Source organism: Streptomyces sp. PKA51 (genome assembly GCF_057552455.1).
Genome location: NZ_BAAJPZ010000015.1, coordinates 110,941 through 129,306, shown reverse-complemented (window position 1 = coordinate 129,306; position 18,366 = coordinate 110,941). Strand labels below are relative to the sequence as shown.

General features: G+C 73.4%; 15 protein-coding genes. 11 read left to right on the top strand and 4 right to left on the bottom strand.

Annotated elements, in window-relative coordinates; all coding sequences use genetic code 11:
* Positions 1 to 47: 47 nt before the first annotated feature.
* Entirely contained in the window at positions 48 to 824 is a 777-nt protein-coding gene (locus tag AC27L3_RS21910; RefSeq protein WP_487235753.1) for an amino acid ABC transporter ATP-binding protein, read from the bottom strand.
* Between the two features lie 267 nt (positions 825 to 1,091).
* Here AC27L3_RS21910 and AC27L3_RS21905 point away from each other — a divergent pair, with 267 nt between their 5' ends.
* Together AC27L3_RS21905 and AC27L3_RS21900 are read left to right on the top strand one after the other, a co-directional pair.
* On the top strand, positions 1,092 to 1,793 hold the full coding sequence (locus tag AC27L3_RS21905) for a response regulator transcription factor (protein WP_487235752.1): 702 nt from the start codon (positions 1,092 to 1,094) through the stop codon (positions 1,791 to 1,793).
* Positions 1,794 to 1,809: 16 nt separating this feature from the next.
* Positions 1,810 to 3,207, top strand: coding sequence for a sensor histidine kinase (locus tag AC27L3_RS21900; protein ID WP_487235751.1), 1,398 nt, complete (start codon positions 1,810 to 1,812; stop codon positions 3,205 to 3,207).
* Between the two features lie 73 nt (positions 3,208 to 3,280).
* Here the strand turns inward: AC27L3_RS21900 and AC27L3_RS21895 are convergent, their stop codons facing one another.
* On the bottom strand, positions 3,281 to 4,288 hold the full coding sequence (locus tag AC27L3_RS21895; RefSeq protein WP_487235750.1) for a TAXI family TRAP transporter solute-binding subunit: 1,008 nt from the start codon (positions 4,286 to 4,288) through the stop codon (positions 3,281 to 3,283).
* A gap of 152 nt (positions 4,289 to 4,440) precedes the next feature.
* Between AC27L3_RS21895 and miaB the strand changes: the two genes are divergently transcribed.
* Positions 4,441 to 5,964, top strand: coding sequence for a tRNA (N6-isopentenyl adenosine(37)-C2)-methylthiotransferase MiaB (gene miaB / locus AC27L3_RS21890; protein ID WP_487235749.1), 1,524 nt, complete (start codon positions 4,441 to 4,443; stop codon positions 5,962 to 5,964).
* Positions 5,965 to 6,203: 239 nt separating this feature from the next.
* Positions 6,204 to 6,914, top strand: a complete 711-nt coding sequence (locus AC27L3_RS21885; protein WP_487235748.1) for a class III extradiol dioxygenase subunit B-like domain-containing protein — start codon at positions 6,204 to 6,206, stop codon at positions 6,912 to 6,914.
* A gap of 145 nt (positions 6,915 to 7,059) precedes the next feature.
* Here AC27L3_RS21885 and AC27L3_RS21880 read toward each other — a convergent pair whose 3' ends face one another.
* Positions 7,060 to 7,302 carry a hypothetical protein gene (locus tag AC27L3_RS21880; protein ID WP_365966911.1) on the bottom strand — a complete coding sequence of 81 codons (243 nt, stop codon included), beginning with the start codon at positions 7,300 to 7,302 and terminating at the stop codon, positions 7,060 to 7,062.
* Positions 7,303 to 7,485: 183 nt separating this feature from the next.
* On the opposite strand from AC27L3_RS21880, the gene miaA reads away from it, so the two are divergent.
* From miaA to hflX, 6 genes are all read left to right on the top strand, one after another.
* Entirely contained in the window at positions 7,486 to 8,424 is a 939-nt protein-coding gene (gene miaA, locus AC27L3_RS21875; RefSeq protein WP_487235747.1) for a tRNA (adenosine(37)-N6)-dimethylallyltransferase MiaA, read from the top strand.
* A gap of 107 nt (positions 8,425 to 8,531) precedes the next feature.
* A complete protein-coding gene (locus AC27L3_RS21870; protein WP_487235777.1) occupies positions 8,532 to 8,981 on the top strand; it encodes a hypothetical protein in 450 nt (149 codons plus the stop codon).
* Positions 8,982 to 9,029: 48 nt separating this feature from the next.
* Positions 9,030 to 9,920: a diaminopimelate epimerase gene (gene dapF, locus AC27L3_RS21865; protein ID WP_487235746.1), complete on the top strand. Its 891-nt coding sequence runs from the start codon at positions 9,030 to 9,032 to the stop codon at positions 9,918 to 9,920.
* Between the two features lie 162 nt (positions 9,921 to 10,082).
* The gene (locus AC27L3_RS21860) at positions 10,083 to 12,209 is read left to right on the top strand and encodes a RelA/SpoT family protein (protein WP_487235745.1); all 2,127 of its coding nucleotides are present in this window, start codon (positions 10,083 to 10,085) and stop codon (positions 12,207 to 12,209) included.
* Between the two features lie 132 nt (positions 12,210 to 12,341).
* Complete coding sequence (locus tag AC27L3_RS21855; RefSeq protein WP_487235744.1) at positions 12,342 to 13,838, top strand: M1 family metallopeptidase; 1,497 nt, start codon at positions 12,342 to 12,344, stop codon at positions 13,836 to 13,838.
* A gap of 145 nt (positions 13,839 to 13,983) precedes the next feature.
* Positions 13,984 to 15,486 (top strand): GTPase HflX, encoded by a 1,503-nt coding sequence (gene hflX, locus AC27L3_RS21850; RefSeq protein WP_487235743.1) that lies wholly within the window; start codon positions 13,984 to 13,986, stop codon positions 15,484 to 15,486.
* Between the two features lie 108 nt (positions 15,487 to 15,594).
* Here hflX and AC27L3_RS21845 read toward each other — a convergent pair whose 3' ends face one another.
* A complete protein-coding gene (locus AC27L3_RS21845; RefSeq protein WP_487235742.1) occupies positions 15,595 to 16,797 on the bottom strand; it encodes a trypsin-like serine peptidase in 1,203 nt (400 codons plus the stop codon).
* A gap of 295 nt (positions 16,798 to 17,092) precedes the next feature.
* Between AC27L3_RS21845 and AC27L3_RS21840 the strand changes: the two genes are divergently transcribed.
* Positions 17,093 to 18,355: an aminotransferase class III-fold pyridoxal phosphate-dependent enzyme gene (locus AC27L3_RS21840; RefSeq protein WP_487235741.1), complete on the top strand. Its 1,263-nt coding sequence runs from the start codon at positions 17,093 to 17,095 to the stop codon at positions 18,353 to 18,355.
* Positions 18,356 to 18,366 lie beyond the last annotated feature (11 nt).

Sequence of the window (18,366 nt, the reverse complement as noted above, 5' to 3'; positions counted from 1 at the left end):
ACCGTGGGAGAGGTGAGGCGCGTGGGTGCGGCACGGCCGGCGACGGCTCAGTGGTGCAGGATCTTGGAGAGGAAGTCCTTGGCCCGGTCGCTGCGCGGGTTGCTGAAGAACTGGTCGGGCCGCGCCTCTTCGACGATGCGGCCATCCGCCATGAAGACGACGCGGTTGGCGGCCGAGCGGGCGAAGCCCATCTCGTGCGTGACGACGACCATCGTCATGCCGTCGCGGGCCAGCTGCTGCATGACCTCCAGCACCTCGTTGATCATCTCCGGGTCGAGGGCCGAGGTCGGCTCGTCGAACAGCATCACTTTCGGGTCCATGGCCAGGGCCCGGGCGATGGCCACGCGCTGCTGCTGGCCGCCCGAGAGCTGCGCCGGATACTTGTCCGCCTGGGCGCCGACGCCGACCCGGTCGAGCAGGGCGCGGGCCGTGGTCTCGGCCGCCGCGCGGTCCTTGCGCCGGACCTTCACCTGCCCCAGCACCACGTTCTCCAGCACGGTCTTGTGCGCGAAGAGGTTGAAGGACTGGAAGACCATGCCCACATCCGCGCGCAGCCGGGCGAGTTCCTTGCCCTCCTGCGGCAGCGGCTTGCCGTCGATGGTGATGGAGCCGGAGTCCGTCGTCTCCAGACGGTTGATCGTGCGGCACAGCGTCGACTTGCCGGACCCGGAGGGCCCGATGACGACCACGACCTCGCCGCGCGCGATGGTCAGGTCGATGTCCTGGAGCACGTGCAGCGCGCCGAAGTGCTTGTTGACCTTGTTCAGGACGACCAGTGCGTCCGTGGCGCCGGCCACGTCCTTGGTCACCGATACCTCGCTCATCGGCGTTCCTCGCTCCGTCCTCCTCGGTTGGGGAGGACCCTAATGAGCTGCAACGACCAGCGTCATTACATCTGAGCTGAAATTGAGCATAACGATCCGGACTCAAGTGGACACTGAGCGTCAACGAGACGCGCGGCCGCGTACGGCGTACCGGCTGCATAACGGAAGCCGATGGACGAGCCGGTACCCCTTGACGTACCGGCCATCCATCGGCGTGGATGCGGTGTTGCCCGTGCGGTGCACCGCACCAGCCGCCGGAGGAGGCCGATGAGACTGCTGCTCGTGGAGGACGACGACCATGTCGCCGCGGCCCTGTCGGCCGTCCTGGCCCGGCACGGCTTCGACGTCACCCACGCCCGGAGCGGCGAGGAGGCCCTGCAGGCGCTGCTGCCCACCGCGGGCGCGCCGTTCGGCGTCGTCCTGCTCGACCTCGGCCTGCCCGACCAGGACGGCTTCGAGGTCTGCGGCAGGATCCGCAAGCGCACCACCACGCCCGTCATCATGGTCACGGCCCGCTCCGACACCCGGTCGAAGATCCACGGGCTGAACCTGGGCGCCGACGACTACGTGGTCAAGCCCTACGACACCGGCGAGCTCCTCGCGCGCATCCACGCCGTCGCCCGCCGCACGCCCGCCGGGCGCGGTCCGGGCCGGCCGAAGGAGCCCGAGGGCCCGCACGCGCTGCGACTGGGCCCGGTCACCATCGAACTGCCCAACCGCCGCGTCTTCGTGGACGGCGAGCCCGTCTCCCTGACCCGCAAGGAGTTCGACCTGCTGGCCCTGCTCGCCCAGCGCCCGGGCGTCGTCTTCCGCCGGGAACAGATCATCAGCGAAGTCTGGCGCACCAGTTGGGAGGGCACCGGCCGCACGCTGGAGGTGCACGTCGCCTCGCTGCGCGCCAAGCTGCGCATGCCCGCCCTCATCGAGACCGTGCGGGGCGTCGGCTACAAGATCGTCGCCCCGGTCTGAGGGGCCGCGACGCGCCGTGCACACCCGACTGCTGCCCCTGCTCATCGTCCTGATGGCCGGCGTCCTGCTGGCCCTCGGCTTCCCGCTCGCCGCCGGCATGGCGGCGGTCGAGCAGCAGCGGGTGGTCGTCGACCGCATCGACGACACCGCCCGCTTCGCCTCGCTCGCCCAGTACGTCACGGCCAGGCCCGCCGACCGCACCGAGTCCATGGCCGAGCCGCTGACCACCCTCAACACCGAACTGCGGCGGTACGAGGACCTCTACGACATCCGCGTCGGCGTCTTCCACCGCGACGGCCGGCCCCTGGCCGTCGCCCCCGACTGGACGCTGCCGCGCGAGGGCGAGGCGCGCCAGGCGTTCCAGGAGTCCCTCGCCGGGCGCCGCAGCCACGATCCCGCACAGATCTGGCCCTGGGCCCGCAACCGGCTCACCGTCGCCTCACCCGTCGTCCGCGACGGCGACGTCGTGGGCGTCGTGGTCACCCAGTCGCCCACCGGGGCCCTGCGCTCGCGCATCCTGCACAGCTGGCTGCTGCTGGCGTCCGGCGAGCTCGCCGCGATGCTCGTCGCCGTCGGCGCGGCCTTCCGGCTGACCGGCTGGGTTCTGCGGCCCGTACGGACCCTCGACGCGGCGGCCCACGACATCGCCACCGGCCGCATGAAGTCCCGCGTCGCCGCCGACAGCGGCCCCCCGGAACTGCGCCGCCTCGCCCGCTCCTTCAACGAGATGGCCGACAACGTCGAGGACGTCCTCGAACAGCAGCGGGCCTTCGTCGCCGACGCCTCGCACCAGCTGCGCAACCCCCTGTCCGCGCTCCTGCTGCGCATCGACCTGATGGCGCTGGACCTGCCGGACGGGCACACCGAGATCGAGTCCGTGCGCACCGAGGGCAAGCGCCTGGCCCGCGTCCTGGACGACCTGCTGGACCTCGCCCAGGCCGAGCACGCCGCCGCCGAGCCGCAGCTCACCGACATCGCCGAGCTCGTCACCGACCGGGTGGGCGCCTGGCTGCCGGTCGCCGAGCGCAACGGCGTCGCCCTGAACTACCGCGGACCGCGCGCCGCCACCGGCTGGGCGGACCCCATAGCCCTCTCCAGCGCCCTGGACGCCGTCGTCGACAACGCCCTGAAGTTCACCCCGTCCAGCGCCCGCGTCGAGGTCCTGGTCGAAGTGGCCGGCCCCCGCGTGCGCATCACCGTCGCCGACGGCGGCCCGGGCCTGACCGACGAGGAGCTCACCCGCATCGGCGACCGCTTCTGGCGCAGCAACCGGCACCAGAACGTCTCGGGCTCCGGCCTCGGGCTGTCCATCACCCGGGCCCTGCTCACCCCCGGCGGCGCCACACTGGCGTACGAGCACAACCGCCCCACGGGGCTGCGCGCGACCATATCCGTCCCCCGCGACGCCGGCTGACCGCGCCGCACCATGCGCGCCCGGCCTGACGGGGCGCCGTGGTGCCCCGCGACGAAGATCCGCCGGACACGGCCTAAGGCTTCGCCGACACGTAGTAGCGTCGCGCCCCCGCGTGGAGCTGCAGCGGATTGGTGTAGATCGCCGTGCGGAAGTCGACCTTCTGGGCCGCGTGGACCTTGGTGCCGATGCTGTCGCGATTCCTTATCACCGTGCGCGTGATGCTCTCGGTGAGATCGGAGTCGACGTCGTCCCGGGTGACCAGCAGGTTGGCGACCGCGATGGTCTTCACGGCCTCCCCGGCGTGCATGTCCGGGTAGGCGTCCGTCGGGATCACCGCCGCCCGGTAGTAGTACGTCTGCCAGCCCATGGCGTGCAGCGGCTCCAGCAGGTCGCCGAGCGGCACCAGTCTGACCGGCAGCCGCTCGCTGAGGGTCTGGACGGCTCCCGTGGGCAGCCCGCCGGACCAGAAGAAGGCGTCGACCTCGTGCCGTTGCAGCATCCCCGGCGCCCGGTCGATGCCCACCCGCACGGGGACGATGTCGCGGTCGAAGTCCACCCGGGCCGCCAGCAGCAGCCGGCGCGTGATCAGCTGCACGCCCGAGCCGTCCGCGCCGACGGCCACGCGCAGGCCCTTGAGGTCGCGCGTGGTGCGCACCGGGGAGTTCCGCGGCACGATGAGCTGCATGTAGTCGTCGTACAGCCGCGCGCACGCCCGCAGGTGCTCCGCACCCGGCTCGCCCCGGTAGCCGAAGGTCGCGGCGGCGTCGGCGGTGGCCAGGGCGAAGTCGGCGCGGCCGGTGCTGAGCTGCTGCAGGTTGTCCATGGAGCCCTCGCTGCGCAGCAGCCGCACCTCCAGGGCGGGCAGGTCCGCCGCCAGATCGCGCTTGAGCAGTTTGCCGTACTGCGCGTACACGCCCGTGGGCATGCCGGTGGCGACGGCGATCCTGCCGTGCGGTGTCGGGCCCGGGCTCTGCGGCAGCAGCCACCACACGAGCAGCCCCAGCACCACGGCGGCGACGGCCCCCGCCCGCAGCAGGCGGCGCCCGCGCGGCCGGTGGTCCTGCGGTATTCCGGCAAGCACAGGCGGATCCTGCCAGCCGTCACCGCGGTCGGCCAGGTTCCGTGCACCGGCCAATCGGTCCGTGCACGGGGGATCCACCGGTGCTGCCGGGGCCGCCGGGGGCTCCGGCGCTCGGTGAGGGATATGTCCGCGAGCCCCTTTACCCTTGTGGCATGACCAGCAGCGACCGGAGCCCCGACGTGCGTTCTACCAGCACCTACATGATCCGCACCTACGGATGCCAGATGAACGTCCACGACTCGGAGCGGCTGTCCGGCCTGCTGGAGGACGCGGGCTACGTGCGCGCGCCCGAGGGTGCCACCGAGGGCGAGGCCGACGTCATCGTCTTCAACACCTGCGCGGTGCGCGAAAACGCCGACAACAAGCTCTACGGCAACCTCGGCCGCCTCGCCCCGGTCAAGGCGCAGCGTCCCGGCATGCAGATCGCCGTGGGCGGCTGCCTGGCGCAGAAGGACCGCGACACCATCGTGAAGAAGGCGCCGTGGGTCGACGTCGTCTTCGGCACGCACAACATCGGCAAGCTGCCCGTGCTGCTGGAGCGCGCCCGCATCCAGGAGGAGGCGCAGGTCGAGATCGCCGAGTCGCTGGAGGCCTTCCCCTCCACGCTGCCCACGCGGCGCGAGAGCGCGTACGCGGCCTGGGTGTCGATCTCCGTCGGCTGCAACAACACCTGCACCTTCTGCATCGTCCCGGCGCTGCGCGGCAAGGAGAAGGACCGCCGTCCCGGCGACATCCTCGCCGAGGTCGAGGCACTGGTCGCCGAGGGCGTCAGCGAGATCACCCTGCTCGGCCAGAACGTCAACGCCTACGGCTCCGACATCGGCGACCGCGAGGCGTTCTCCAAGCTGCTGCGCGCCTGCGGCAAGATCGAGGGCCTGGAGCGCGTCCGCTTCACCTCCCCGCACCCGCGCGACTTCACCGACGACGTGATCGCCGCCATGGCCGAGACGCCGAACGTGATGCCGCAGCTGCACATGCCGCTGCAGTCCGGCTCGGACACGGTGCTCAAGGCCATGCGCCGCTCGTACCGCCAGGAGCGTTTCCTCGGCATCATCGAGAAGGTGCGCGCCGCCATGCCCGACGCCGCCATCTCCACCGACATCATCGTGGGCTTCCCCGGCGAGACCGAGGAGGACTTCGAGCAGACCCTGCACGTCGTGCGCGAGGCGCGCTTCGCGCAGGCCTTCACCTTCCAGTACTCCAAGCGCCCGGGCACCCCGGCCGCCGAGATGGACGGCCAGATCCCCAAGGAGGTCGTGCAGGAGCGCTACGAGCGGCTCGTCGCCCTGCAGGAGCAGATCTCCTGGGAGGAGAACAAGAAGCAGGTCGGCCGCACCCTGGAGGTCATGGTCGCCGAGGGCGAGGGCCGCAAGGACGATGCCACGCAGCGCCTGTCCGGCCGCGCCCCCGACAACCGCCTGGTGCACTTCACCAAGCCCGCCGAGCCCGTGCGCCCCGGCGACGTGGTGACCGTGGAGATCACCTACGCCGCCCCGCACCACCTGCTCGCCGAGGGCCCCACCCGGGCCGTGCGCCGTACGCGGGCGGGCGACGCGTGGGAGAAGCGCAACGCCGCCGCGGCCGCCAAGCCCCAGGGCGTGATGCTGGGCATCCCGACCATCGGTGCCCCGGCCCCGAGCCCGGCCCCGGCGTCCGCGGGCTGCGGCTGCGACTAGGGTCTGCGCGGCGGATCTTCATTGCGGGGTGGCGCGTTCGGCTGCGGGCCGTCGGTGGCCGATCGCGCAGTTCCCCGCGCCCCTACGGGGCGCCGTGGGCTGGTGCAGCGCCCCGTAGGGGCGCGGGGAACTGCGCGACAAGCCACGACGCGCCCGCAGAGCGCCCACGGCCCGTACTTTTCCGCCCCGCCCCGGGACCGCTCACGCAGCGGGAACGGGGCGGGGCGTATCGTTCCCGCATGCTCGTCGCCGCTGCCGTGTGCCCCAGTCCGCCCCTGCTGGTTCCCGAGGTGGCCCAAGGTGCCGCACCCGAACTCGACGCCCTGCGGGCCGCCTGCCTCGACGCCGTGGCCGTGCTGGCGGCCGCCCGCCCCGAGCGGCTGGTCGTCGTCGGCCCGGCCGGCCCCGACGCCGCCGGGACGTACCCGCAGGGCGCTCCCGGCTCCTTCCGTGGGCTGGGCGTCGACCTCGACGTACGGCTCGGTGAGGGCGATCCGGCGGTGGAGCGGCGCCTGCCGCAGTCCCTGACGGTGGCGGCCTGGCTGCTCACGCGCACGGCCTGGTCGGCCGCGCCGGTGACCGGCCTGGGGGTCGCGCAGTCGCTGGGCACGGACGAGTGCCTGGCCGCCGGCCGCGCGCTGGTGGGGACGGGCGAACGCGTCGCCCTGCTGGTCATGGGGGACGGCAGTGCGTGCCGCACCGTCAAGGCGCCGGGCTACCTCGACGAGCGGGCCGAACCCTTCGACAAGCTGGCCGCACGGGCGCTGGGCGCCGCCGACACAGCGGCGCTGGCCGGGCTGGACGCAAAGCTCGCCGGTGAGCTGCAGGCGGCCGGCCGGGCGCCGTGGCAGGTGCTGGCGGGCGCGGCCGGCGAGGCCGCGCTGAGGGGCGCGCTGCTGTACGAGGACGCGCCCTACGGGGTGGGCTACTTCGTGGCCGCCTGGTCCTAGGGGCCCGGTACGGCGACGGCCGTGGAGCTTCCTCCACGGCCGGTCGCGGACGAGGGAGGCAGCCGCCGGTCAGGCCGGGGAGCCCCGGGTGCCCGGCGGGCCGGTCGGTGACCGCCCCTCGTCCTCGCCGCACCCGCGTGCGGCCTTACTTGCGGGCGCCCTCACCGGCCTCGCTGTCGGCCGCCTTCGCCGCGGACTGCTGCTTGGGGATGTCGACTCCCTCGCCCGCCTCGTCCGTGGTCTCCTCGGCCTTGGCCTCGGCGGCCTCCTCCGGCTTCGCCTCGGCCGTCTCCGCGGCGTCGGTGGATTCCGCCGTCTGGGTGGCAGCCGCGGCCTCTTCCGTTGACGTCGACGACGACCGACGGAGAATCCTTGAAAAAACGCCCATATCTACTCCATTACCTTACTGATGTGAGCGAAATCCCGCGTCGTCCGGGGCGCCCAGCGGGGCCGCTCACGGACACCGGTCCGTGAACCGGCTCTCGGAACCTCGCAACAGGCAACGACGCCGGGTGCGTCGCGTCACGTCGCTCGTTCGTGGGGCGCTGCCGAGGTTTGGGAGACTGGAGCGGTGAGAAACGCAGCTCCCGCACCCCGGGTCATCGCCGTCGTCGGTCCCACGGCGGCAGGCAAGTCCGATCTCGGCGTCGCCCTCGCCCAGCACCTGGGCGGCGAAGTGATCAACGCCGACTCCATGCAGCTCTACCGCGGCATGGACATCGGCACCGCCAAGCTGACCATGGCGGAGCGGCAGGGCGTGCCGCACCACCTGCTCGACATCTGGGACGTCAAGGAGACCGCGAGCGTCGCCGAGTACCAGAGGCTGGCCCGGGCCGAGATCGACCGCCTGCTGGCCGCCGGCCGCACCCCCGTGCTGGTGGGCGGCTCCGGGCTCTACATCAAGGGCACCGTCGACGCCATGGACTTCCCCGGCACCGACCCGGCCGTCCGGGCGCGGCTGGAGGGCGAGCTCGCCGAGGCCGGCCCCGGCGCCCTGCACGCCCGGCTGGCCGCGGCCGACCCGGCCGCCGCGCGGGCCATCCTGCCCGGCAACGGCCGGCGCATCGTGCGCGCCCTGGAGGTCATCGAGCTCACCGGCAAGCCCTTCACCGCCAACCTGCCCGGCGAGGAGCCGGTGTACGACGCGCTGCAGATCGGCGTCGACGTCGAGCGCCCGGAGCTGGACGAGCGGATCACCCTGCGGGTGGACCGCATGTGGCAGGCGGGGCTCGTGGACGAGGTGCGCGCCCTGGAGCGCGAGGGTCTGCGCGAGGGGCGCACGGCCTCCCGCGCGCTCGGCTACCAGCAGGTGCTCGCCTTCCTCGCGGGGGAGTGCACCGAGGACGAGGCGCGCACCGAGACCGTACGCGCCACCAAGCGCTTCGCGCGCCGTCAGGATTCGTGGTTCCGCCGGGATTCGCGGGTGAACTGGCTGAGCGGCGCCGCCGGCCGGCAGGCGGAACTCACCCAGGAGGCGCTGGCGTTGGTCGAACGGGCTATTACAGCCTGATCACGTGATGGCATCGGGACGCTCCGCACGCGGTTGCGGCCACCCGCGACGTGCCATCATCAAACTTCGATCGAGCCGTGAAGTCCGAGTTGGGAGGGCGCGTGGCGATGGAGGCCGGCCCTCGCGACACAAGGCAGCAGCAGCCGTCCGGCGAGTCCGGCGCGCTGACCCCGGACGGCCCGGACACCGCCGAGGACGGCGAGCCCGGGGCGGCGGAGCCCGCCGCCTTCCGGGAGCTGCGTCCGCAGCGCAGGCTGCGCGCCTGGCAGCTCGCGCCCATCGTCATGCTCGCCGCTCTCGGCTCGCTGATGTTCGCCTTCCCGCTCGCCTTCGAGTTCGGCGACGGCGGCCCCGTCGTCGCCATGCTCGGCCTGCTGCTGAGCTGCTGTGCCGCCGGCTGGGGCGTCATGGCGGCCCGCCGCGTCGGCTACACCTGGCCCGGCCTGCCCCCGCGCGGCTCCGGGCGCCGCCCCGACTGGCGGTACGTCGCCTCGTACACCGCCGTCGTGACGGTGCTGGCCGTGCTGGCCGTCTGGCGCGTCGCCCGCCTGCGCTGAGGCGGGCCCGTGACCGGGCTTGTCACAGGTCACCCGTACCATCGAAGGGTGAGCACCGCGCAGATCGCCTTCCTCAAGGGTCACGGCACCGAGAACGACTTCGTGATCGTCCCCGACCACGACGGCCGCCTGGAGCTGTCCGCGGCCGCCGTCGCCCGCCTGTGCGACCGCCGGGCCGGCATCGGCGCCGACGGCGTGCTGCGCGTGGTGCGCTCCGCCGCCCACCCCGAGGCGCGGGAGATGGCCGGCGAGGCCGAGTGGTTCATGGACTACCGCAACAGCGACGGCAGCATCGCCGAGATGTGCGGCAACGGCGTCCGCGTCTTCGCCCGCTACCTGCAGCAGGCCGGCCTGGCCGGCGAGGGCGACCTGCCGATCGCCACGCGCGCCGGCATCCGGCGCGCCCACATCGCCAAGTCCGGCCCCGGCGGCGAGCCCGGCGACGTCACCGTCGCCATGGGCCGCGCCCTGCTGCCCGAGGGCGAGGTCACCGTCACAGTGGGCGAGCGCAGCTGGCCCGCGCGCAACGTCAACATGGGCAACCCGCACGCCGTCGCCTTCGTCGGCGACCTCGCCGACGCCGGCCACCTGTACGAGGCGCCCGGCGTCAGCCCGGCCGCGGCCTACCCCGAGGGCACCAACGTCGAGTTCGTCGTCGACCGCGGGCCCGGCCACGTGGCCCTGCGCGTCCACGAGCGCGGCTCCGGCGAGACCCGCTCCTGCGGCACCGGGGCCTGCGCCGTCATGGTCGCCGCGGCCCGCCGCGACGGCGCCGACCCGGCCGTGCTGGGCCACCCCGTCACGTACACCGTGGACCTCCCCGGCGGCCGCCTGGTGATCAGCGAGATGCCGGACGGCACCGTGGAGATGACCGGCCCCGCCGTCATCGTCGCCGAGGGCACCGTCGACGCCTCCTTCCTGGCCGACGCCGCCGCCTGACCGGGGCGCCGGGGCGTCACCCGGCGCGCCCCGACTCCCTCGAATGGGTGATCCGTTTCACTCTGGGCGAGAGGGGGTGAGCGGTGCGTGATGGGGTCGGTAGCATCAAGCACCGGCCTTGAGGCGCAAGCCGACCGCCGGTCGACGCTGCCGGAGGTGCCCATGAGCGCAGAGGCCACGAACACCGGTGCTCCCGGCCGCTGGCGCGGCCGCCGCATCGACCTCAGACGGCTCGGTCGCGCCGCGCTCGCCGGCTCCGGCGCCCGCGGCCGGCTCCCCGATGCCATCGACCACGTCGCCAAGGTCCACCGCGCCCACCACCCCGGCGCCGACCTGGACATCCTGCGCCGCGCCTACCTGCTGGCCGAGTCCTCCCACCGCGGTCAGACGCGCAAGAGCGGCGAGCCGTACATCACCCACCCGCTCGCCGTCACGCTGATCCTGGCCGAACTGGGCGCCGAGACCACCACCTTGACCGCCTCCCTGCTCCACGACACCGTCGAGGACACCGAGGTGACGCTCGATCAGGTGGGGGAGCAGTTCGGCGCCGAGGTGCGCTTCCTCGTCGACGGCGTCACCAAGCTGGAGAAGGTCGACTACGGCGCGGCGGCCGAGCCGGAGACCTTCCGCAAGATGCTGGTGGCCACCGGCAACGACGTCCGGGTGATGTCCATCAAGCTCGCCGACCGCCTGCACAACATGCGCACCCTCGGTGTCATGCGCCCCGAGAAACAGGCCCGCATCGCCAAGGTGACCCGTGACGTGCTGATCCCGCTCGCCGAACGTCTGGGCGTCCAGGCGCTCAAGGCCGAGCTCGAGGACCTGGTCTTCGCCGTGCTGCACCCCGAGGAGTACGCCCGTACCCGCGAGCTCGTCCTCGCCCACGCCGGCCGGCCCGACCCGCTGCAGGCGACCGCCGGGCGGGTGCGCGCCGTCCTGCGGGAGGCCGGCATCGCCGCCGAAGTCGTCGTCCGACGGCGCCACTTCGTCTCCGTCCACCGGGTGCGCCTCAAGCGCCGCGAGATCACCGGCTCCGACCTGGGCCGGCTGCTGGTGCTGGTCGGCGAGGACGCCGACTGCTACGCGGTGCTCGGCGAGCTGCACACCTGCTTCACGCCCTACATCTCGGAGTTCAAGGACTTCATCGCCGTTCCGAAGTTCAACCTCTACCAGTCGCTGCACACCGCCGTCGCCGGCGAGGACGGCCAGGTCGCCGAGGTTCTCATCCGCACCCACCGCATGCACCGCGTCGCCGAGGCCGGCGTCGTCGCACTCGGCAACCCCTACGCCGCCCCCGAGGCCGGCGAGAGCGCCGACGGCGAGCGCGCCGACCCCACCCGGCCGGGCTGGCTCAGCCGGTTGCTGGAGTGGCAGCGGGCCACCCCCGACCCCGACACCTTCTGGACGTCCCTGCGCGACGAGCTCGCCCAGGACCGCGAGGTGACCGTCTTCCGCGCCGACGGCGGCACGATCGGCCTGCCGGCCGGCTCCAGCTGCGTGGACGCCGCGTACGCGCAGTACGGCGACGGCGCCCACCACTGCTTCGGCGCGCGCGTCAACGGTCGCCTGGCGACGCTCGGCACGATCCTGCACGACGGCGACACCGTCCAGCTGCTGATGTCGCCGGACGCCGACGTCGCCGTCTCCGGTCCCTCGCCCGAGTGGCGCGAGCACGCCCGTACGCCCGCCGCCCGCATCGCCATCGACCGCTGGCTGGCCGCCCACCCCGCCGTCCCCGACCTGCCCGCCGACCCCGCCGCCGGCACCCGGCCGCCCCTGCCGGCCGGCCCGCCCCGCGGCGCGGAGCGCCCGCGCGGGCCCGTGGCCGTGGTGGCCGACCGGGCCGCCGCCAGCGTGCGGCTGGCGGGCTGCTGCACGCCCGTGCCGCCCGACGAGGTGACCGGCTTCCCCGTGCGCGGCGGCGCGGTGACCGTGCACCGCACGCCCTGTCCGGCCGTGCACCGCATGATCACCTCGGGGCGGCAGCCCGTGGAGGTGCGCTGGCGCACCGCGGACGGCACCGGCTGCGGCGACTACCGCGTCACCCTGCGCGCGGAAGCCTTCAGCAGGCCGCGGCTGCTCGCCGACCTCACCGAGGTCATCGCGGCCACCGGCGCGGCCGTCGTCTCCGCCGCGGTCGAGCCGCCGTACGAGCAGCGGGTGCGGCACACCTACACCCTGCAGCTGGCCGATGCGGCCCAGCTGCCGGAGCTGATCCGGGCCATGCGCCGCGTGCCGGGCGTCTACGACGTCGAGCGGGCGGGCCGTTCGGTGGCGGCGCCGCTGTGACCCGATAGCACGCGGCGGCCCACCGGACAACCTGCCGATACGACACTCGTACCAGTAGACGAGACGCTCATACGAGTGGGCCGGCGTCGCGCCGCCACCAGTGGCGCGCCGGGCGCTGATAGCGGTGGACGCATGTCGCACTCACCCGCCCCGGAAGAGCGCCGCCCCGAGCGCCGCCTTGAGCGTCGTCGTCGCCCGCGCCACCGCGCCGCCCTGCTGGCGGCCGCGGCCGCCCTGGTCCTGGGGGCCGCCGCACCGCCGGCGCCCGTCGCCCAGGGGATCGGCGACCGGATCTTCCCCGAGCTGGGCAACCCGGGCTACGACGTGGCCGCCTACGACATCGCGTTCACCTACCGCGCGAACGACCAGCCGCTGACCGCCGTCACCAAAATCCTCGCCCGGGCCACCGACCGCCTGGAGCGCTTCAACCTGGACTTCACCCACGGCACGATCTCCTCGGTCGAGGTCGACGGGGCGCCCGCGCAGTTCACCCCCACGGGTGAGGACGTGGTGGTCACACCGGCCCACGCCGTCACGGCGGGCGCCGCGTTCGGCGTGACCGTGCACCACACCAGCGACCCGCGCGGCGGCGAGGGCAACGGCGGCTGGGTGCCCACCACGGACGGCCTGGTCATGGCCAACCAGGCGGACGCCGCGCACCGCGTCTTCCCCGGCAACGACCACCCCTCCGACAAGGCGCTGTTCACCTTCCGCGTCACCGCGCCCAAGGAGCTCACGGTGGTCGCCAACGGGCTGCCCGCCGGGCGCAGCACCGAGGGCGCGAACACCACCTGGACCTACCGCACCCTGCACCCCATGGCCACCGAGCTGGCGCAGGTCGCCATCGGCCGCTCCGCCGTGCCCGAGCGCGCGGGACCGCACGGGCTGAAACTGCGCGACGTGGTGCCCGGCGCGGACCAGAAGGCCTTGGAGAGCTGGACGGCGAAGACGCCGGAGCAGGTCGCCTGGATGGAGAAGAAGGTGGGGTACTTCCCCTTCGAGGCCTACGGCGTGCTGATCGCCGACGCCTCCACGGGCTTCGAGCTGGAGACGCAGACGCTCTCCCTCTTCGAGCGCGACCTGTTCACCAAGGGCGGCTTCCCGCAGTGGTACCTGGAGTCGGTGATGGTCCACGAGCTGGCCCACCAGTGGTTCGGCGACAGCGTCAGCCCCCGCTACTGGTCCGACCTGTGGCTCAACGAGGGGCACGCCACCTGGTACGAGTCGCTGTACGCCGAGGAGCGCGGCGGCCGGAAGCTGGAGGACCGGATGCGGGTGGCCTACCAGCTCTCCGACCAGATGCGCGCCGACGGCGGCCCGCCCGCCGCGATCAAGGCTCCGGCCCCGGGGCGCAAGACCGGGATCTTCCGGCCGGTGGTCTACGACGGGGGAGCGCTCGTGCTGTACGCGCTGCGGCAGCGGATCGGCGCCACCGCCTTCGACCGCCTGGAACGCACCTGGGTCCGGCGCCACCACGACGGGGTCGCCACCACCGCCGACTTCGTCGCCCTGGCCACGGAGGTCTCCGGCCAGGACCAGTCGGCCTTCCTGCAGCCCTGGCTGTACGGGCAGAGCACCCCGCCCATGCCCGGCCACCCGGACTGGAAGGCGGCCCCGAAACCCGCGTGACGCCCGGGCGGGGGCATGGGACCATCGACGGGCCGGCACGGCGGCGGCCCCGGGAATCCCCGGGCGGCGCGAAACGTTGTCGGCACTGTGGGAGCCCCGGCGGGGCGACCGCCCGACAGCACTTCCCAACGACGTAAAGGATCAAATGACCTCCTCTTCTTCCCTTCCCCAGGACCGGCAGGACCGGCAGTCCCTCCCGGAGAGCCTTCGGGCCGACGCCCTGATGGAAGAGGACGTTGCCTGGAGCTACGAGATCGACGGGGAGCGCGACGGCGATCAGTACGACCGCTCCGAGCGCGCGGCCCTGCGCCGGGTGGCCGGGCTCTCCACCGAGCTGGAGGACGTCACCGAGGTCGAGTACCGCCAGCTGCGCCTGGAGCGCGTGGTGCTCGTCGGCGTGTGGACCTCCGGCACCGTCCAGGACGCCGAGAACTCGCTCGCCGAGCTGGCGGCGCTGGCCGAGACGGCCGGTGCGATGGTGCTCGACGGTGTCATCCAGCGCCGCGACAAGCCGGACCCGGCGACGTACATCGGCTCCGGCAAGGCCCAGGAGCTGCGGGACATCGTGCTGGAGAGCGGCGCGGACACCGTGGTGTGCGACGGTGAGCTCAGCCCCGGCCAGCTCATCCACCTGGAGGACGTCGTCAAGGTCAAGGTGGTCGACCGGACCGCCCTGATCCTCGACATCTTCGCCCAGCACGCGAAGTCCCGTGAGGGCAAGGCGCAGGTCTCCCTGGCCCAGATGCAGTACATGCTGCCCCGGCTGCGCGGCTGGGGTCAGTCGCTGTCGCGGCAGATGGGTGGTGGTGGCTCCGGCTCGGCCGGCGGCGGCATGGCCACCCGTGGTCCCGGTGAGACCAAGATCGAGACGGACCGGCGGCGGATCCGCGAGAAGATGGCGAAGATGCGCCGTGAGATCGCGGAGATGAAGACCGGCCGCGACATCAAGCGCCAGGAGCGCCGGCGCAACAAGGTGCCGTCGGTGGCCATCGCCGGCTACACCAACGCGGGCAAGTCCTCGCTGCTCAACCGCCTCACGGGTGCGGGTGTGCTGGTGGAGAACGCCCTGTTCGCCACCCTGGACCCGACCGTGCGCCGGGCCGAGACGCCCGGCGGGCGGCTGTACACCCTGGCCGACACCGTCGGATTCGTCCGGCACCTGCCGCACCACCTCGTCGAGGCCTTCCGCTCCACCATGGAGGAGGTCGGCGACGCCGACCTGATCCTGCACGTGGTGGACGGCTCGCACCCGGCACCGGAGGAGCAGCTGGCGGCGGTGCGCGAGGTGATCCGGGACGTCGGCGCGGTCGACGTGCCCGAGATCGTGGTGATCAACAAGGCGGATGCGGCGGACCCGCTGGTCCTGCAGCGCCTGCTGCGCATCGAGAAGCGCTCGATCGCCGTCTCCGCGCGCACGGGCCAGGGCATGGACGAGCTGCTGGCGCGGATCGACGCCGAGCTGCCGCGGCCCGCGATCGAGGTGGAGGCCCTCGTGCCGTACACGCACGGCTCCCTGGTCGCCCGGGTGCACGCCGACGGCGAGGTGCTCTCCGAACAGCACACGCCCGAGGGCACCCTGCTGCGGGCCCGGGTCCACGAGGAGCTCGCCGCCGAGCTCCAGCGGTACGTGCCCGCCTCGCACTCGTAACGCACGGCACTCGTAACGCACGGCACTCGTCACGCACGGCACTCGTCACGCACGCAGGAAGGCCCGCCCCCTCGACGGGGGCGGGCCTTCCTGCGTGGTGCCGGTGATCTACCGCTTGCCAGCGAACTTCTGGCTCAGCGCGTCGTAGACGCCCTTGGCCTCCGGGCCCAGGCGCGGGCCGGCCAGCCAGGTGCTGTTGGACGGGCCGATCGAGGTGTTGGAGATCAGCACCGGCTTGCCGTCCGGGCCGGGGGCGAACCAGCCGCCACCGGAGGATCCGCCGGTCATCCTGCAGCCGATGCGGTACATCGTCGGCTGTGCGGGGTCGAGCGTCAGCCGGCCGGGCCGGTCCACGCAGTCGTACATCTTCTGGCCGTCGAACGGCGGCGCGGCCGGGTAGCCCCAGGCGCCCATGCTGCGGATGGACTTCACCTGGGGGGTGGTGAAGTCGACGGTCAGGGCGTTGCCCACCGTCTCCTCCAGCGACTTGCCGGTGCCCGACTCGGACTTCACGTGCAGCACGGCGAAGTCGTACGGGGCGCCCGCGCCGCCGGTCTCGGCGCCCTGGCCGATCCACTGGGCGGAGGTCTGCGCCCAGTCCGCCCACCACACGCCGTACGGGGCGACGTCCTGCACCGGCGCGGTGTTGATCTGCGCGGTGGGCACGCCCTTGTCGTTGTAGGACGGCACGAAGGCGATGTTGCGGTACCAGCCGCCCTTCATGCCGGCATGCACGCAGTGGCCCGCGGTCCACACCATGTTGGACTTGCCGGGGTGTGCCGGGTCCTTGACGACCGTCGCCGAGCACACCATGTGGCCCTCGGGGCTGTCGAAGAACAGCTTGCCCACCGGTGCGGCGTTGTTGTGGTAGGGCAGGGCAACGGCCTTGGCGTCGACCGGACGCGGCTCGGGGTCGGTGACGCCCTGGTCGGCGCTCCCGCCGCCCGGCACCGTGCCGGGTGCGGCCTGGGTGGCCAGGGTCTTGTCGCTGGAGTGGGCGTCCTTCATCGTGTCGGGCTTCCAGTGGCCCTCGATGATGGGGTTGATGAAGTCGCGGGCCTCACGCATCCACTGGTCCTTGTCCCAGTTCTTCCAGGCCCCCTCCTTCCACTTCTTCTTCCACTTCTCCAGTTCCTGGGAGGGGATCCCCTTGGGCAGGCTGGGGAAGTCGTCGCCCTTCTGGCCGGCGGACGCGCTCGGCTTCGTGTCGCCGGCGGCGCTGTCGTCGCTGGGACCGCACGCGGTCGCGGTCAGCGCCAGCACGGCGGTCAGCGCGGCCGCGGCGAGGACCGGACGCCTGGTGGATGGCATGGAGTGGGCTCCCCCTGTGATTCTTCGGCTGTGTCGGGCACCGGCGCCCGCTGCGTCGGCGCGGTGGATTTTGTCATGCACCGATCCGGCGAGGGCCGGGTCGCCCCCACTATGCCGGTGCCAGCGGAGACGGACGCGCGCGGGTCCTCGGTTCCGGAACGAAGGATCTTGCAACCGGGCCGTGATCCGAAGCCCCTTGCGTCGTTGGTACGTACGGGGGAAGCCCGGCCATCGTTCACGGGGCCGGCCGTCGTTCCACGGCAGTCGTTCCACGGCAGGAGGAGGAAAGCGCGCCATGCTCCCGACCCGACCACCGTCGCCGACCCGTCCGAGGACGTCCCGGGCGGGCCACGAGGGCGTCCTGGGCCGGCTGCGGCGCAAGTCGGCCCGCGAGGCCGCCGCCCGCACGTACGCCCGGTCGCTGCCCGTCGTGCCGGTGCGCGCCCGGGGCCTGACCATCGAGGGCGCCGACGGCCGCCGCTACCTCGACTGCCTCTCCGGCGCCGGCACCCTCGCCCTCGGCCACAACCACCCGGTCGTGCTGGAGGCCATCCGCTCCGTCCTCGACTCCGGCGCGCCACTGGACGTCCCCGGTCTCGCCACTCCCGTCGCCGACACGTTCGCCGGGGAGCTGCTGCGCACGCTGCCGCCCGCCCTCGCCGACCGCGCCCGTATCCGCTTCTGCGCTCCCGGCGCCACGGACGCGCTGGAGAGCGCGCTGCGTCTGGTGCGCACCGCCACCGGGCGCGAGCCGGTCACCACCGCGGCCCCCGGCGGCGCGGAGAGCGCAGGGGCGCCCGCGCCCGCCGGGATCGTCGTCGAGCCCGTGCAGGGCGACGGCGTGCGCGAGTTCGGCGACGAGTCGCTGCGCCGCCTGCGCCGGGACACCGCGGCCCGCGGCGTCCTGCTCGTCGCCGACGAGGCCTGCACCGGCCTCGGCCGCACCGGGGCCTTCTGGGGCATCGGGCACTCCGGCGTCGTCCCCGACGTCATGGTCCTCTCCGGCGCCATCGGCGGCAGCCTCCCGCTGTCCGTCGTCGTCCACCACGACGGCCTGGACGCCGGCCCACCGCACGGCGACGCACCCGACGCCTTCCGCGGCAACCAGCTCGCCATGGCGGCCGGCACCGCCACCCTGCGCCACGTCCGGGAGAACGACCTGGCCCGGCGCGCCGCCGAGCTCGGCGCCCGGCTGCTCGGGCGCCTGCGCGAGCTCGCCCGCGCATACCCCTGCCTCGCCGACGTGCGCGGGCGAGGGCTGATGATCGGCCTGGAGTTCATTGCCCCCGGCGAGGCCCCGGCGGACGCCTCCCTCGCAGCCCGCGCCGTCGCCACCGCCGTGCGGCAGGAGTGCCTGCGGCGCGGCCTCATCGTCGGGCCGGGCGGCCCCGACTCGGCGGTGCTGCGTTTGTTGCCGCCGCTGACGCTCACCGACGGCCAGGCGGAGGCCGTCCTCGACCGGCTCTCCGACGCCGTCGCCGCCGTCTGCCGCCCCGGCCACCGGTTCCCCGCCCCGCGCACACCGAAGGAGGCAGGCGCCCCGGCCCCGACCCCGTGAGCCCCGCGCCG